Genomic DNA, 15,920 nt, shown 5'->3' on the forward strand with positions numbered 1-15,920 from the left:
CTAGGGCTCGATCCCTAATTCAACGGCTACAGCAGCACAATTTTGGCGCGCCTGATTCAGTGATTCACCCAGACAATTGATATGACCCATCTTGCGACCAATGCGTGGATCAGATTTACCGTATAGATGCAATTTAGCATCCGGGTGAGATAGCACTTGATTCCATGCTGGCTCTCTAGCCTGATCTTCACTTCCTTCAAACCATAAATCACCCAATAAATTCAACATGGATACCGGGGCTAGTAAACGCGTGTCACCTAAAGGCAAACGTGCCATGCTTCTGACCTGCTGCTCAAATTGACTGCTTACACAGGCATCCATGGTGTAGTGCCCAGAATTGTGCGGACGAGGGGCAATCTCATTTGCCACAATATCGCCACTCTTAAGGACAAAAAATTCAACACATAAAACACCGACATAATCAATCTTACGAATCAGCGCTTTGGCTGCTTCAATGATTTTCTTCTCCTGAGGCGGCTTCAATGAAGGGGCAGGCACTGTAGAGGTATGCAAAATTCCATCGCGATGGATATTTTGAGAAACAGGATAAGCCACCACGGCATCATCATAGCCACGAACTACCAAAGCAGATACTTCAAAATCTAAGTCCATGCGTTTTTCAAGGACGCAAGGTACCTTACCCAATTCAGCCCATGCTGCAGCTAAATCAGCTATCTCGTAAACAGTAATCTGCCCTTTGCCGTCATAACCCATTCGAGCAGTCTTCAGTATTCCCGGGAAGAGATCGCTTGGCGCATGGGGAACATCAGCCTCCCGCTCAATCACACAATATGGGGCTGGGCCGATATTGGTTTCCGCTTTCCAGGTTGCTAAAAAGTTTTTTTCAGCAACGCGGTTTTGCGCTAAAGAAACACAACTACTTCTTGGTGCCACAAATGCACCCAAGGACTCGAGCTCGTCTAGGGCTTGCGCTGGGACATTTTCAAACTCGGTACTCACGGATTGACATAGAGCAGCCATCTCTTTTAAAGCCGCTGAATCGGTATAGTCAGCCTGTATAAACTTTTCTGCGATTGATCCTGCTGGACTATCGCTGGCAGGATCCAAAACACAGACCTTGTATCCCATTGCTTGCGCAGCTTGAGTAAACATACGCCCCAATTGACCGCCACCTAAAATTCCTAAATACGAGCCAGGCAATACAGGCCCTAAGTAATCTGACATCGATTTAATATCCCGGCAAATTCATAGAGCGCGCAGCATCAGATTGTTTCGTACGAAACTCTTCCAATTGCTTTGCTAAGGCAGGATTATTGACTGCTAAGTTTGCAATCACATGTAAGGCAGCGTTTGCTGCACCTGCCTCACCAATCGCAAATGTTGCCACTGGAATGCCCTTGGGCATCTGGACAATCGAATGCAAAGAATCTTCGCCACGCAAATACTTACTAGCAACTGGTACACCAAAGACAGGGACAATTGTCTTGGAGGCAAGCATGCCTGGCAAATGGGCTGCGCCACCAGCACCCGCAATAATCGCTTGCAAGCCATTAGCCTGTGCTTTTTCTGCATAAGCAAACATATCGTCAGGCATGCGATGTGCTGATAGCACCTTAGCCTCATGTGCAATGCCAAACTGCTCCAACATTTGAGCGGCATGCTGCATGGTGTCCCAATCTGAATTGGAACCCATCACTATTCCGACTATAGGCTTCTTACTCATCTAGCTCTCCAAATACCCTAGGTGTGGTTAATCTTAGATTTAACCTCTAAGGCCCTATTATCCCAGCCTTTTTAAGGGCCTTGGAAATTAGGCCTTAGTAAGGCGAGCTAAGGCCTCACGGTACTTCTGGGCAGTCTTATCAATCACATCGGCTGGCAAAGCAGGTGCTGGCGCAGTTTTTGGCCACAACTTGCCATCCACCATCGCCGTTTCTAGCCAATCACGGACAAACTGCTTGTCATAGGAAGGTGGATTGGAGCCTACATAATAGGTTTCTGCAGGCCAAAAACGGGAAGAGTCAGCCGTCAAAATCTCATCCATCAATACCAATTGACCGGCATCATCAAGGCCAAACTCAAACTTGGTATCCGCAATAATGATTCCACGGGTAGCAGCATATTCGGAGGCCTCTTTATATAAACGAATACTCACCTCACGAATTTGATTGGCTAATTTCTCACCAATCATATCGATCACTTTTTCAAAAGAGATATTCTCGTCATGCTCACCAACCTCCGCCTTAGCAGCGGGGGTAAAAATAGGCTCAGGCAACTTTTGTGCATTTTCAAGACCCTCAGGCAAAGCAATACCACAAACCTTGCCCGTTTCTTTGTAGTCTTTCCAACCACTACCCGCCAAATAGCCACGCACAACCGCTTCGACCAAGATAGGCTTCAGGCGTTTAGCAACAACTGCACGTCCCTTAACTTGATCAAGCTCGTCAGCAGGAACAACCGATGCCGGGTCAATTCCCGTTAAGTGATTTGGGATAACGCCTGCCAACTTATCAAACCAAAAATTAGCCATTTGATTAAGGACGATTCCCTTTTCTGGAATTGGTTGACCCATCACCACATCAAAAGCAGACAAGCGATCAGTAGTCACCATCAAGAGCTTGTCATCGCCCAAGGCATAGACATCACGCACTTTTCCCTTTGATAGCAAAGGGAGTGACTTAATAGAAGTGGCATACAAAGCAGGCATTTTTATCTCACTTCACAATCTGAGCTAATTTACCGCTCTTGTATAACTCTGCCATCTTCTCTAATGGAATCGGTTTAATTTTGGATGCTTGACCTGCGCTACCAAAAGCTTGGAAACGTGCAATGCAAACTTTTTTAGCGGCTTCACGCGCTGGCTTTAAATAATCACGCGGATCAAATTTACTAGGGTTCTCAAACAGATAACGGCGAATAGCACCAGTCATAGCAAGACGGATATCCGTATCAATATTAATCTTGCGCACCCCATTTTTAATGCCTTCCTGAATTTCTTCAACAGGTACACCATAAGTTTCTTTCATATCGCCGCCAAACTCCCGAATCTCTGCGAGCAATTCCTGGGGAACGCTAGAGGAGCCATGCATCACTAAATGGGTATTTGGAATGCGCGCATGAATTTCTTTAATACGATCAATGGCCAAAATATCGCCCGTCGGCTTCTTGGTGAACTTGTAAGCGCCATGACTTGTGCCAATAGCAATTGCCAAAGCATCACATTGCGTTGCCTTAACAAAATCGGCTGCTTGCTCCACATCGGTTAACAACTGCTCACGTGTCATCTTGCCATCAGCACCATGACCATCTTCCTTGTCGCCTTGCATTGTTTCGAGCGAACCTAAAACACCCAATTCAGCCTCAACAGTCACTCCGATTGAGTGGGAGAACTTCACCACCTCTCGTGAAACATCAACGTTGTATTCATAGCTGGCAACCGATTTACCATCAGCCTCCAAAGACCCATCCATCATGACGCTCGTAAAGCCACTCTTGATAGCGGCCATACAAACCGCAGGACTTTGACCATGGTCTTGGTGCATCACGACTGGGATATGGGGATAAGCCTCAACTGCAGCAGAAATTAAATGGCGTAAGAATGCTTCACCAGCATACTTGCGCGCCCCTGCAGATGCCTGCATGATGACTGGAGAATCTGCTTCATTAGCAGCTTCCATGATGGCAGTAACTTGCTCTAAGTTATTCACATTAAATGCTGGCAAACCATAACCGTTTTCTGCGGCATGATCTAAAAGTTGTCGTAAAGATACTAAAGCCATATTGATCTCTTAATAAATTTGATAGTAGATAGTTTTAAATAGGGATGAATTACTTCACCTGAATAATCTTGAGTGAATTGGTGCCACCAGGCTCGCCCATAGGCTCACCCGAAGTCAGGACAACAACATCCCCTTTTTTCACGGCGCCTATTTTTTTCAAGCAATCCTCTACTTCTTGCAAAGCGGTATCGCGCTCTTTGGTGTAATTCAGGCCAATTGGGAACACATTGCGATAGGTGCTCAGAGCGCGTTGCGTCGAAATCTTCGAGGTCAGGGCAAAAATAGGCAGATGAATATTATGGCGGCTCATCCAAATGGGAGTTGAACCAGAATCTGTCAAGGCTGCAATAGCATTGGCATTGAGATGATGCGCTGTAAATAAAGCACCCAAGGCAATCGTCTGATCAATCCGGGCAAAAGTTTGATCCAAGAAATCTGTATCCAGTTTGACTCGATCTGATTTTTCCGCTTCAACACAAATCTCAGCCATTGCTTTAATGGTTTGAACTGGGTACATACCTGCCGCAGATTCGGCAGAGAGCATTACCGCATCTGTTCCATCTAACACCGCATTAGCCACGTCACTCACTTCAGCACGCGTAGGTACCGGAGCATTGATCATTGACTCCATCATTTGAGTGGCGGTGATAGTAAATTTATCAGCCTCTAATGCCCACTTGATCATGCGCTTTTGCATTGCAGGAACAGCGGCATTACCAACTTCAATTGCTAGGTCGCCACGAGCAACCATAATGCCGTCACTCTCAGCAATGATGCTTCTTAAAGCCTCATTCTCAATGGCTTCAGCACGCTCTACCTTGGCGATAGTGCGCACCTTACCAACACCATATTTAGCGCTAGCAGCATCAGCAAGCTTACGCGCATAAGCCATATCTGCGCCATCTTTTGGAAAGCTAATCGCCAAGAAATCCACACCCATCGCAATTGCCGCATCCAAATCAGCAATATCTTTTTCAGTGAGCGCGGGGGCAGTTAAGCCACCACCAGCACGATTGATGCCCTTATTATTTGATAGAGGCCCACCTTGATCAACGCGAGTAAAAATCTCACCACCCTTAACGCTTTCCACGCGCAGCACTACCAAACCATCATTGAGTAAAAGGCGGTCACCTGGCTTGACATCCTGTGGCAACTCTTTGTAATCTAGGCCCACTCGCTCTTGGTTGCCTAACTCACAGGCCACATCCAAAATAAATGACTCACCTTCTTTAAGCAAAATTTTGCTATCTGCAAATTTACCCACGCGGATTTTGGGACCTTGTAAGTCGGCCATGATGCCAACCTCTTTACCCAATTCCGCTGAAATAGCGCGCACTAAATCGTGTCGAGCTTTGTGATCTGCCACGGTGCCATGAGAGAAGTTCATCCTCACTACATCCACACCTGCACGAATCATGTCCCGCAATACTTCTGGCTTCTCAGAAGCAGGTCCCAGTGTGGCAATAATCTTAGTCGCTCTTAACATGTTTAGTCTTTCGCTCTCTCAGCAAGTACAGCAAAGGCTGGCAAAGTTTTGCCTTCTAAAAATTCTAAGAAGGCGCCACCGCCAGTTGATATGTAATCCACTTGATTTTCAATACCGTATTTAGCAATCGCCGCTAAAGTGTCGCCACCACCTGCAATCGAGAAAGCAGGAGAGTGTGCAATTGCAGCGGCTAACATTTTTGTACCACCACCAAACTGATCAATCTCAAAAACACCCAACGGGCCATTCCAAACAATGGTTCCCGCATGAGCCAACATGATCGATAAGCGCGCCGCAGTCTTAGGCCCGATATCTAAAATCATGTCATCTTCTGCAACTTGGTCAGCGGGCACGCGATTGGCACGCGCCAATGGCGACAACTCATTGGCTACGACCACATCCTCAGGAATCGGAACATGCGCACCGCGCTTTTCCATGAGGTCCATAATTTCTTTAGCCTCATTGACTAAATCAGGCTCTGCTAACGATTTACCAATTGGCAAACCCTTTGCCAACATAAAAGTATTGGCGATGCCGCCACCCACAATGAGTTCATCCACCTTTTCAGATAAAGCCTTCAGGATAGTCAACTTGGATGACACTTTTGATCCCGCCACGATCGCAACTAATGGGCGTTTTGGGCTTGCTAGAGCACGACTTAAGGCATCTAACTCTGCCGCCATCAAAGGACCAGCGCAAGCAATGGGTGCGAATTTTGCTACGCCATGAGTGGTGGCTTCGGCGCGATGCGCTGTTCCAAAAGCATCGTTGACATAGACATCGCACAAAGCAGCAATTTTCTTGGCCAGCTCATCATTGTTCTTTTTCTCGCCCACATTTAGACGGCAGTTCTCCAGAAGTACCAACTCGCCAGGATTGACTTCAAAGCCACCATCAACCCAATCACTAATCAAGGGCACCTTGCGATTGAGAAGACTAGCAATGCGATCGGCTACCGGAGCCAAACTATCTTCAGGCTTAAACTCGCCTTCGGTAGGTCTCCCTAAATGGGAGGTCACCATCACTGCCGCACCCGCATCTAAACACATTTGCACTGCCGGCATAGAAGCTCTAATGCGGGTGTCCTCAGTAATATTGCCCACATCATCTTGGGGAACATTCAGGTCAGCGCGAATCAATACTCGCTTTCCCTTCAATAGACCTGCGGCAGCTAACTCACTAAGACGCTTAACTTTAAATAGAGATTCCGGCATGGCAATAGGTAAATTTGGTGGTTTATAGGGAATGCTCCATTCTAAATCCTCTGGGCTGCCTACACCCAAGGAATGAGAGCCTCAAATTGCCCAGCCTGCTCTACAATAAAGGCCTTGACGCAATTTTGGCTCATCGGCTATAGCCGATGACCTAGCGCCCCGATTAACTGGATTTATCAGAAATAAAAGGTAGAGAAAATGTCGATGTCTGACCGCGATGGCTTTATTTGGTCCGATGGGAAGCTGATTCCCTGGCGCGAGGCCAATATTCATGTGCTAACCCACAGTCTGCACTACGGAATGGGCGTTTTTGAGGGCATCCGAGCCTATAAAACACCCCAAGGCACCGCGATTTTCCGCCTTCCTGAGCACGTAAAGCGCCTTTTTAACGGCACCAAGATATTCCAAATGAATATGCCGTATAGCCCCGAGCAAATCACCCAGGGGATTATTGAGGTAGTTAATAGCAATAAGCTCGAATCTTGCTACATCCGCCCCATTATCTTTATTGGCTCCCAAAAACTGGGTATCTCCCCCAAGGGCAACAGCATCCATACCGCTATCGCTGCATGGGAATGGGGTGCTTATTTAGGGGAAGATGGCATTAATAAGGGAATTCGGGTTAAAACCTCCTCATTTACCCGTCATTTTGTTAATTCTTCGTTGGTGCGCGCTAAAGCCTCTGGCTACTACATCAACTCCATTTTGGCCAACCAAGAGGTTACTGCCAATGGTTACGATGAGGCTTTACTCCTCGATACAGAAGGTTATGTTTCCGAGGGTTCTGGCGAAAATATTTTCATTGTTAACAACGGAATTATTTACACGCCAGATCTGGCATCTTGCTTGGATGGCATTACCCGAAACTCGATCATACAAATCGCCAAAGATCTTGGCTATGAGTTACGTGAGAAGCGCATAACCCGTGATGAGATCTACTCTGCGGATGAAGCATTTTTTACCGGTACGGCAGCTGAAGTCACCCCTATTCGGGAATTAGATGACCGCACCATTGGTGACGGTAAACGTGGCCCCATTACCGAGAAGATTCAAAAGACCTACTTTGATGCCGTCTATGGCAGAAGTGATAAGTACAAGTCTTGGCTGACCTACGTTAAGTAACAGGAAATCAGAGAATGAGTGAAGCTCAAGTGGTGATGATCGATGGCAAGGATCTTCCTTTGCATTGTCCAACCAACAACACCCCCAACTGGAACTCACATCCGCGCGTATTTTTAGATGTTGCTAAAACAGGGGAAGCTAAATGCCCCTATTGCGGCACAGAATACAAGCTGATCCCCGGTACTGAACCTCACGGGCATTAAACCAATCAGCACCTCTGAGAGGAGGTGCTGAATCGGGATACCGCACATGAACCGTATTCTGATCATCGCACCGAATTGGATTGGCGATGCTGTCATGTCTGAGCCGTTGTTAGCCAAACTCAAAACGCTCTACCCCCAATCCGATATCGATGTTCTAGCAACGCCTTGGGTAGCGCCTATCTATCGAGCTTGCACAGAAGTTGGTGAAGTGATTGAGGCAAATCTAGTACACAAACAGTTGCAATGGAGTTTACGTAAACATCTAGCAAAGCAACTACAGGCCAAACAGTACGACGCCTGCTTTGTGCTACCCAATAGCCTCAAGTCTGCACTCATTCCTTGGCTTGCCAACATCCCCGTCAGAATTGCTTATCGCGGTGAAATGCGCTACGGCCTCATTAATTGTGCTCTTGATAATCCTAGCAAAGTCAATCGACCTCCCATGGCTGAGCACTATCTCGCCTTAAGTACGGCGCTTGATCGCAAAGCAATACCCAATACCCATACACCGATCGAGCCAAGACTGCATATTTCTCCCCAAGCAAGTACGCTTGTAAGCAATAAATTAAAGCAGGTGTCGATTGATCCAGCATCCATGTATATATTTTGTCCTGGTGCAGAGTATGGCGTCACTAAACGCTGGCCTCCCCATCATTTTGCCAAGCTTGCGCAATCATTACTGAGCACCGAACCATCAGCACAGATTATTCTGCTGGGCAGCAAGAGTGACCATGCGCTTGCTCAGAATATCTCGCTTGAAGCGGGCAATCTGTCTCAGATTCATAACTGGTGTGGTGATACCTCTTTGGATGAGGCCATTGCCCTCATCGGCATTTGTAAAGCATTAATCAGTAATGACTCTGGTCTGATGCATATTGCTGCTGCGCTCAAGATTCCACAAGTGGCCATATTTGGCTCAAGCGATCCGCAGCACACCCCACCTCTATCGAACAAAGCCAAAGTGCTTTACCTCAATTTACCCTGCAGTCCCTGCCATAAAAGAGAATGCCCATTAGGGCACCTCAAATGTCTAAACGATATCTCACCAAAGATGGTGTTAGATTCAGTACAAGCACTCCATTAAATTTGTCGCATTGTTATTCATCAGAAAGTACGCCATGACCAAACTTGCCAGACTTTTTCAAAATGCAGATGATGTAGTGGATGCTTGGCGAGATGCTCTTAGGCATCGTGATGTCAAAGGTGCGCTAGCTATCTGGCTTGATGATGACTCGATTACTTGTGTGCTTCCTGAAGGCCAACGCCTGAGCGGCCATGCAGAAATTCGGGCAGGATTAGAGCGCCTACTAGCCAAACAGGCTCTATTTTTAGAACCCATTGCCTGTATTAGCCATTCCGTTTTGGGTGCTGCAATCTATGACACAACTGAAGCAGTGCATCTGCGGGCCGATCAGATTGAAGCCGAATTCTTTCTCAATATCACCCTGGTTTTATTACAAGATAACCAAGGTTGGCGTATCGCGCACTTACATGCCAGTCATTCCACTGAAGATACGTTTGACGCGCCATCTACACCCCACGGCCTTCATTAAAAACAATAGCAAAGATATCTGATCATGGATGAGCAAGTAATTCGCTCAATACTGAAGTGGCCAGATGTCCCTGATTGTTTTGGCTGGTTAGTATTAGATCGACGGGGCCAATGGCGCATGAGAAATGAATACGCGCAATTACATCACTTACCCGGGACGCCGATTGAGCACACTGGCCTCAAAGAATATATTTCTCGAAATTACACTCATGACGCTTTGGGCAGATATTATTTTCAAAATGGTCCGCAAAAAGTGTTTGTCACTTTAGATAGTTGTCCTTGGGTTGTCCGCATGCAGCCCACTTCGAATTACCCAAACGCTTTTACTCTGGTAACGCAGTGTGGCAGCTTGCTGGATCCCCATGGCGCTCTGAGCGATGAAGCAGGCAATATTTATATTGTTGGGACAGTTGCAGATGATCAAGCTATTTCAGTGGCTTTATTGCATGATCATGACTTGACACCTTTTTCAGAGCAATCAGCTATAGAGGAGGATGCCTGTAGCTATAGAGGTGGCTGGAAGTGGGGCGACAAAAAGTTACCAATTGATCCCATCACCTCATCTCAATTAAGTAGTTGCTATCATTTCGTCAAGACTCCTAGCTAATTGATTAGCTAGGAATATCTTTGCCCTGCTCTTTGAGCTCTTCCCGATATTGTTTTTGCATTTCTCGTAGACGCGCGTCGATACTTGAACCTTGATAGAAATCGGCAGCACCAGAGGCTCTGGCAATTTTTAACTGCTCAATTGCCGCAGGCCAAGCACCTTCAAGCGCATATTTCTCACCTAAGGCGTAATGCCGCATTGCTACATTTTTAGATTGGTCATAAGCATTCGATAACAGCGTCCACCAAACGACCTCATTGGGCTGCGCTCTTGTGCGGGCTTTTAACCAAGTAATCGCATCCTTGGTGCGCCCCAACTTCAGATAGGCATTCATCATGGCGGCTCCAGCAGCATACGACTGAGGAAAAGCCTTCAGAGTGGCTTGGGCAATCTGGAGCGCCTCTTCATTCTTGCCCTTAGCCAGAGCCAACTCAGAAGAAGTGATGTCTAAAGACAGACTTTGTCTAATAATGGGTGATCCAGGCGCACTGGCACTATTAGCAAGATTACGGGCTTGCGCAAGATAGCCAACAGCCTGATCAATGCGCCCTTGCTTTTGTGCAATGAGTGCTAAACCGTAATAGCCCTCCATCTGCTTACCAGGATTGGCTTGCTTGCTCAGACTCTCAAAAGTATTTTTAAGGTCGTACATGCCACTTGAACTGCCAGACTGCTCCATGCGAGCGCGTGCCTTAATGAAATAAAACTCTACCGCTGTAGAGACATTCCGATTTGGCTCATTGCGCGCCCGATCTTGCATATCTGCAATCCGGTCTGTGGTTAATGGGTGAGTGCGAACATAAGCAGGAACGCCGTTGTCCATAATGCCAGTGGCTTTTTGTAAGCGCTGAAAAAACCCCGGCGCGCCGTTGACGTCATAACCACTAGCAGCCAAAATCTGAAAGCCAATACGATCGGCCTCACGCTCTGCATCTCTAGAGTAAGAGAGTTGATTATTCACAGCTACTGCTTGCCCACCCTGCATCAGGCCTGATGCAGCTCCAGGATTGCGGGAGGCAGCCAAGGCTCCCAACAAAATACCAGCCAAAGCAATCATCGTATTGGTGGTTTGCTTATCCATCTGACGAGCTAGATGGCGTTGTAGTACATGGCCAGTCTCATGCCCCATTACTGATGCGACTTCCGAGTCAGATTCAGCACTGACTAATAAGCCAGTATGAAAGCCAATAAATCCTCCAGGCAGAGCAAACGCATTAATACTGCTGTCTTTGACGGCAAATACTTCAAAGTTATAGGCACCGCTACCCTGCTCATTGGCGCCACCGAGCTGCAACTTCTTGGCAGCTTGCAAAAGACGTCGCTCCATTTGATTTAAAAAATCATAGATGGGCAAATCATTGGAATAATCAGGATCTGGACGTATCTGGCGCATGATCATCTCGCCATACTTTTTCTCATCCATACGACTTAATGTGTCGCCACCAGGGTCCCCCATATCGGGCAAGATAAAAGTAGGCTGAATCGGGGGCGCATTGCGAGTGGGTAAATTAGCTGAGCGTGCATCTGGCGATTGAACAGCCCTACCTAAATTTTGCAAAGCGGCAGACTCGCCCTGAACCGAGACATCCCCAGCAGGCGTTACGCTGGCCGTGCCAGCAGCCACTACACTTTGACAGCCCATTGCTAGAATCAATTGGCAAGCCAATATTCGCCTAAAAATAGGCAATTTATTAGATGTCTTTCTTTCCCTCATCCCTATATGGTAAAACTTATCCCATGAACAAACTAACTCATTTTGATAGCGCCGGCCAAGCCCATATGGTTGATGTAGGCGATAAAGCCCATACCCACCGTATTGCCATTGCCGCCGGCAAGATTACGATGCTTCCCAGCACCTTCAAAATGGTTGAAGAAGGTAGCCATAAAAAGGGGGATGTGCTGGGTATTGCCAGAATAGCGGGCATCCAGGCCTCCAAAAAGACTTCCGATCTCATTCCCCTATGTCACCCGCTTGCCCTGACTCACGTCAGCCTTCAATTTGCTTTAGATGAGAAAACCAGCAGTATTCACTGCCAAGTCAGAGCTGAAACCACTGGCCCCACTGGGGTTGAAATGGAAGCCCTCACTGCAGTCCAAGTCGCCCTCCTCACTATTTATGACATGTGCAAAGCAGTAGACCGTGGCATGGTCATGGGCGATGTGAAGCTTTTAGAGAAGAATGGTGGAAAGTCTGGAGAGTGGAAGATATCCTAGAGGCCGCCTTCAATAGTTATATGGTCTGGCTGTAAATCCGCTTGATATCGTTCATACATTTTTATGTAAGCAGTTTCAAGATTTCTAGTAAAAAGTGGGGTATTGAATAAGGGAGAGCTCATGCGATTATTTGCTAACTTTGCTTTAATGTCTGCAAGTCTCTTTGGGTTCTTAGCTAACTCAATCGCTAAGGCCTCATACTCACCTTGGGTGGAAGTAATAAGCTCTGGTAACCCAATTGCATGCAACAGACTTGCCGCAACACGACTAGCGAAAGACTCCCCCATCAAAGTTAGTACTGGCAACCCAGCCCATAGAGCATCGCTAGCAGTAGTGTGGGCATTACAAGGAAATGTATCTAGAAATATATCAGCATGACGATGGCGAGCCAAGTGCTCTGCTAGCGGCATGCGTTCAGCAAAAATCAGTCTACTTGCATCAACTCCATGTTGCGTAGCTTCTTCCAAAAGATTTTCAGATGCCCTTGGATTGTCTTGGAATAGCCATAAAACACTTCGAGGAATAGCTTTTAATAAACGCATCCAACTCGCAAATGTTGGGGGCAATATTTTGTAATTATTATTGAAGCAACAGAAAACAAAATTATTTTCAGGCAACCCAAGATCCTGTCTTGAAAATTTTTTATTCGAAATCGAACGCCTTCTATCGTTAACCTGATAACTATTAGGCAAATAAATTACTTTCTCAGAATAACCTGACTGAAACTCTGTAGGAATGAGCGTTTTATCAGCAATAATGTAATCAATGTACTCGGCCCCCATTGTGCCAGGGTAACCAAGATAATTCACTTGAATGGGTGCTGCCCGATATGAAAATACTCCGGTTCTTGAGTCTTTAGTGAAGCCCTTCAAATCAATGGCTATATCGACCTCTAAGTCTCTACTTAATCGAGCAATTTCAATGTCTGATTTATTGCCCACCTCAATAAAATTATCAAATGCCTTTTTTAGTCGCAGACGCATACCATCATTTGATATCGGACCAAATGAAAATCCGACTAATTCGAATTGACACCTATCATGTAGCTCAAAGAGCTCTGCTATTAAATGTCCAGTAGCATGATCATGAAAATCTGCTGAAAAGTAAGCAACTCGAATTTTTTTATTCCGTGGACGCTTAATGATTGGACCTAAAATAGGGTTAACTGGGTATTTATTTTGAAAATAAATTTCAGCAGATTTTTTTTGCAACTCAGGATTATCACTTAAAGCAAGCAGGGTAAATGGTTGAGAAACTTTTTCATTTTCCAACACCTTTTTAGATGCGGACTCGAAAGAGTCTAATAGCCCTGACCAGCTACATATTTTGGTTTTAGCATACAGCAAATCACCAGGCACCCAATTGATATTGGGATTTAAGCTCAGAGCCCTATTAAAGTGGCTAATGGCCTCAGAATAGCGTTTGAGCTCATAAAGAGTCGCTCCTTTGTTAGACCAAGCTTCAGCATAGTCAGGCTTTAAGCTAATCGCTCTATCAAATTGAGCAATCGCCTCAGAATAGCGTTTGAGCTCATTTAATACATTGCCCTTATTGGAAAATGCCTCATGATAATTGGATCTTAGATCTATGGCTTTATCAAAAAGTCTAAGGGCGCCCTCAAAATTATTTAATTCCTTCTCTATTAGACCTAAATTTAGATATGCTTCACTGTTATCAACTTCTACTGAGATTGCTTTTTGCGCAGTAACTCTAGCTTCTGAGTATTTCTTTAGTTTTAACTGCGCAACCGATAGATTTGTTAGAGTTGAAGCTCTATCAGGAATTAGCTCAAGCGACTTTATGAACATAAGCTCTGCTTGAGAAAAATCTTCTTGCTCTAAAAAAACACAGCCATCTAAAAAAAACTTTTTTGCTAGCTCAAAGTTGGTCATAGCTCTAATGTTTTATCCTTAACAGACCAAGGAGGAAAGAATTCTGAAATCCTTTTCGTTGGCCGACTCTGATACGTGGTTACAAGTAAAGGTTAATCAAACAAGTTTAAATTCTGCTAATTCTCAAAAAGTAACTCTCTTGAATAAAGGTCCTTAGCAATAAATTGAACTTAGATAATACATGGCAATTCATTCAATTTCGATCATTTTTCCATTCCCTCCAAACCATAAGGTGGGTAGAAAAGAAATAATTTTTGCGCTAGTAATTTTTTGAATTCATTATCTCCACTGGAGTTATTTTATCGCCCAATTCGACCGCACCCACATATGACACCCCTACATAGCTCGTCTCATATCTACAATAAAATGAGTGCGATCAATTAATAAAGTCAGCAGAAATATGGTCTTTTTTGTTTTCAAAAAATGCATAAAGAAATAATCGACATGGATCTCGAAAAAGTATTGGTGATACTCTAAATGGCCAAGTTCCGATTAAATGAGGGCTAAGAAACATTTTTTTCTGTGCACGAAAATATCGCAAAAGAGCATTTATAGAATTTTTAATGCAATTAATTCTAGCTATTGCCAGAAAGGATCAAATTAGCAACTAAAATAAACATCTGCTGCAAAAAATATGTGGAAAAATTTCCGATCTTGTAATTTTTGGCAATTACCTAATCTCCATAAATCCTTAAAATTATTGCTTTTTTTAATATATTAAGTAATTTGAACCATTAAAAATTCATCTCGCGCTATAGAGAAATTATGAAAAGAAATATTGGTGCTGTAATCATTGATACTTATCAAGATAAAAAAATGCCCTTACTAGCAATTGAGCATATTTCAAAACTTGATTTTATAAATCAAATTTACTTTCTATCAGATAGCGCAATCGATTCCCAGGCTACGAATATCAAAATTCCAAAGATAAATTCGGCAAAAGAATATAGTGATATTGTGCTTTTTGGTTTGATGGAATACATCAGGGAAGATTACATTTTAATATTTCAATGGGATGGTTTTTCTACGCACCCCGAATCCTGGATTGCTAATTTTCTCAACTATGACTATGTTGGAGCTCCAATTTATCTTCCTAATGGAGAGATATGGATTGGAAATGGCGGCTTTAGCCTTCGCTCACGTCGCCTACTAGAGCTAACATTAAAATTAAAATCTGAAATCCTAGAAATCAGCGCTGATGAGCCTGCTGAAGACCAGATAATTTGCACGCATGCTAAAAAAATTCTAGAAAATCATGGGACTATTTTTGCTCCCATTGATACTGCTGCTCAATTTTCCTATCAAAATGCCCCACAAAGGAATATTTCATTTGGGTTTCATGGTGTCCATAATTTCCCTTTTTTCTTGAGCGAAGATGTATTGCTTTCTGTTAATCGAGAAATTTTTTTACGAGCAGCTCACCCCCAATTTATTATTGAATTCTTTGCTAACTGCATCCAACAGGGAATGATTGATCTATTTCGTAGCTGCTTAATCAATTTTTCAAAGAATGATAATTTGTACAAGGCTCTTTTATGGGATAAGAAAAGAAATCCTAACAGCAATCTTCTTGACTTTATTGTTCGAAATAATGTTGTTCCTATAAATTAATAAGCCCTTAAGCTAGCAAATATACCGAGATAACTCTATAAAATTCATAACTTATATAAAAGTTAAACTGCTTTGTTGGCGCACTCTAAAGAGCTAGGCAAGAGGCCGCTGAGAGAATGTGCTATCTCTAACTTGCATACCATTCTTTCCAAGGTTAGTATTGCCCAAGAGATTTCCTAGGTTGACTCTTTATACATATATTTGAGTTTGCTTAACTAGAGTATTTCCGTCACCTAAACTGTTCTACTTCAAAAATAAATGCCTTAAGCTCTTAGTTTT

At 44.5% G+C, this 15,920-nt stretch carries 15 protein-coding genes and 1 pseudogene; 7 read left to right on the forward strand and 9 right to left on the reverse strand.

Features of this window, described 5'->3' with window-relative positions:
• The 6 genes from FD974_RS08370 to FD974_RS08395 all read right to left on the reverse strand — a co-directional run bounded on the left by FD974_RS08370 (position 1) and on the right by FD974_RS08395 (position 6,440).
• Positions 1-1,185 carry a 5-(carboxyamino)imidazole ribonucleotide synthase gene (locus tag FD974_RS08370; protein ID WP_215364213.1) on the reverse strand — a complete coding sequence of 395 codons (1,185 nt, stop codon included), beginning with the start codon at positions 1,183-1,185 and terminating at the stop codon, positions 1-3.
• Positions 1,186-1,189: 4 nt separating this feature from the next.
• The gene (purE, locus tag FD974_RS08375) at positions 1,190-1,684 is read right to left on the reverse strand and encodes a 5-(carboxyamino)imidazole ribonucleotide mutase (protein ID WP_215364214.1); all 495 of its coding nucleotides are present in this window, start codon (positions 1,682-1,684) and stop codon (positions 1,190-1,192) included.
• A gap of 87 nt (positions 1,685-1,771) precedes the next feature.
• Entirely contained in the window at positions 1,772-2,668 is an 897-nt protein-coding gene (locus FD974_RS08380) for a phosphoribosylaminoimidazolesuccinocarboxamide synthase (RefSeq protein WP_215364216.1), read from the reverse strand.
• A gap of 7 nt (positions 2,669-2,675) precedes the next feature.
• The gene (gene fba, locus FD974_RS08385) at positions 2,676-3,740 is read right to left on the reverse strand and encodes a class II fructose-bisphosphate aldolase (protein ID WP_215295790.1); all 1,065 of its coding nucleotides are present in this window, start codon (positions 3,738-3,740) and stop codon (positions 2,676-2,678) included.
• Positions 3,741-3,789: 49 nt separating this feature from the next.
• Positions 3,790-5,226: a pyruvate kinase gene (pyk, locus tag FD974_RS08390; protein WP_215364217.1), complete on the reverse strand. Its 1,437-nt coding sequence runs from the start codon at positions 5,224-5,226 to the stop codon at positions 3,790-3,792.
• A 2-nt stretch (positions 5,227-5,228) separates the two neighbouring features.
• The gene (locus FD974_RS08395) at positions 5,229-6,440 is read right to left on the reverse strand and encodes a phosphoglycerate kinase (protein ID WP_215364218.1); all 1,212 of its coding nucleotides are present in this window, start codon (positions 6,438-6,440) and stop codon (positions 5,229-5,231) included.
• A gap of 198 nt (positions 6,441-6,638) precedes the next feature.
• Between FD974_RS08395 and FD974_RS08400 the strand changes: the two genes are divergently transcribed.
• Genes FD974_RS08400 through FD974_RS08420 form a run of 5 tightly spaced genes read left to right on the forward strand, consistent with a single transcriptional unit; the run spans position 6,639 to position 9,924 of the window.
• Entirely contained in the window at positions 6,639-7,562 is a 924-nt protein-coding gene (locus FD974_RS08400; protein WP_215364219.1) for a branched-chain amino acid transaminase, read from the forward strand.
• 14 nt (positions 7,563-7,576) lie between these two features.
• A complete protein-coding gene (locus tag FD974_RS08405) occupies positions 7,577-7,765 on the forward strand; it encodes a zinc-finger domain-containing protein (RefSeq protein WP_215364220.1) in 189 nt (62 codons plus the stop codon).
• A gap of 46 nt (positions 7,766-7,811) precedes the next feature.
• Positions 7,812-8,849 carry a lipopolysaccharide heptosyltransferase II gene (waaF, locus tag FD974_RS08410; RefSeq protein WP_215364221.1) on the forward strand — a complete coding sequence of 346 codons (1,038 nt, stop codon included), beginning with the start codon at positions 7,812-7,814 and terminating at the stop codon, positions 8,847-8,849.
• Positions 8,850-8,883: 34 nt separating this feature from the next.
• On the forward strand, positions 8,884-9,318 hold the full coding sequence (locus FD974_RS08415; protein ID WP_215364222.1) for a nuclear transport factor 2 family protein: 435 nt from the start codon (positions 8,884-8,886) through the stop codon (positions 9,316-9,318).
• A 24-nt stretch (positions 9,319-9,342) separates the two neighbouring features.
• Positions 9,343-9,924 carry a DUF2946 family protein gene (locus FD974_RS08420; RefSeq protein WP_215364223.1) on the forward strand — a complete coding sequence of 194 codons (582 nt, stop codon included), beginning with the start codon at positions 9,343-9,345 and terminating at the stop codon, positions 9,922-9,924.
• Between the two features lie 4 nt (positions 9,925-9,928).
• Here FD974_RS08420 and FD974_RS08425 read toward each other — a convergent pair whose 3' ends face one another.
• Positions 9,929-11,566, reverse strand: coding sequence for a M48 family metalloprotease (locus FD974_RS08425; RefSeq protein WP_215364224.1), 1,638 nt, complete (start codon positions 11,564-11,566; stop codon positions 9,929-9,931).
• Positions 11,567-11,661: 95 nt separating this feature from the next.
• Here FD974_RS08425 and moaC point away from each other — a divergent pair, with 95 nt between their 5' ends.
• The gene (moaC, locus tag FD974_RS08430) at positions 11,662-12,138 is read left to right on the forward strand and encodes a cyclic pyranopterin monophosphate synthase MoaC (RefSeq protein WP_215364227.1); all 477 of its coding nucleotides are present in this window, start codon (positions 11,662-11,664) and stop codon (positions 12,136-12,138) included.
• Here moaC and FD974_RS08435 read toward each other — a convergent pair.
• Both FD974_RS08435 and FD974_RS09835 read right to left on the reverse strand, forming a co-directional pair.
• Positions 12,135-13,409 carry a hypothetical protein gene (locus FD974_RS08435; RefSeq protein WP_251374578.1) on the reverse strand — a complete coding sequence of 425 codons (1,275 nt, stop codon included), beginning with the start codon at positions 13,407-13,409 and terminating at the stop codon, positions 12,135-12,137. The genes moaC and FD974_RS08435 overlap by 4 nt on opposite strands.
• Positions 13,410-13,517: 108 nt before the next feature.
• Positions 13,518-14,030: pseudogene (locus FD974_RS09835) on the reverse strand (tetratricopeptide repeat protein); the annotation flags it as partial.
• 765 nt (positions 14,031-14,795) lie between these two features.
• On the opposite strand from FD974_RS09835, the gene FD974_RS08440 reads away from it, so the two are divergent.
• Positions 14,796-15,641 (forward strand): DUF5672 family protein, encoded by an 846-nt coding sequence (locus tag FD974_RS08440; RefSeq protein ID WP_215364229.1) that lies wholly within the window; start codon positions 14,796-14,798, stop codon positions 15,639-15,641.
• The last annotated feature ends 279 nt before the right edge of the window (positions 15,642-15,920 follow it).

The organism is Polynucleobacter sp. es-EL-1, from assembly GCF_018687975.1.
Classification (GTDB): domain Bacteria; phylum Pseudomonadota; class Gammaproteobacteria; order Burkholderiales; family Burkholderiaceae; genus Polynucleobacter.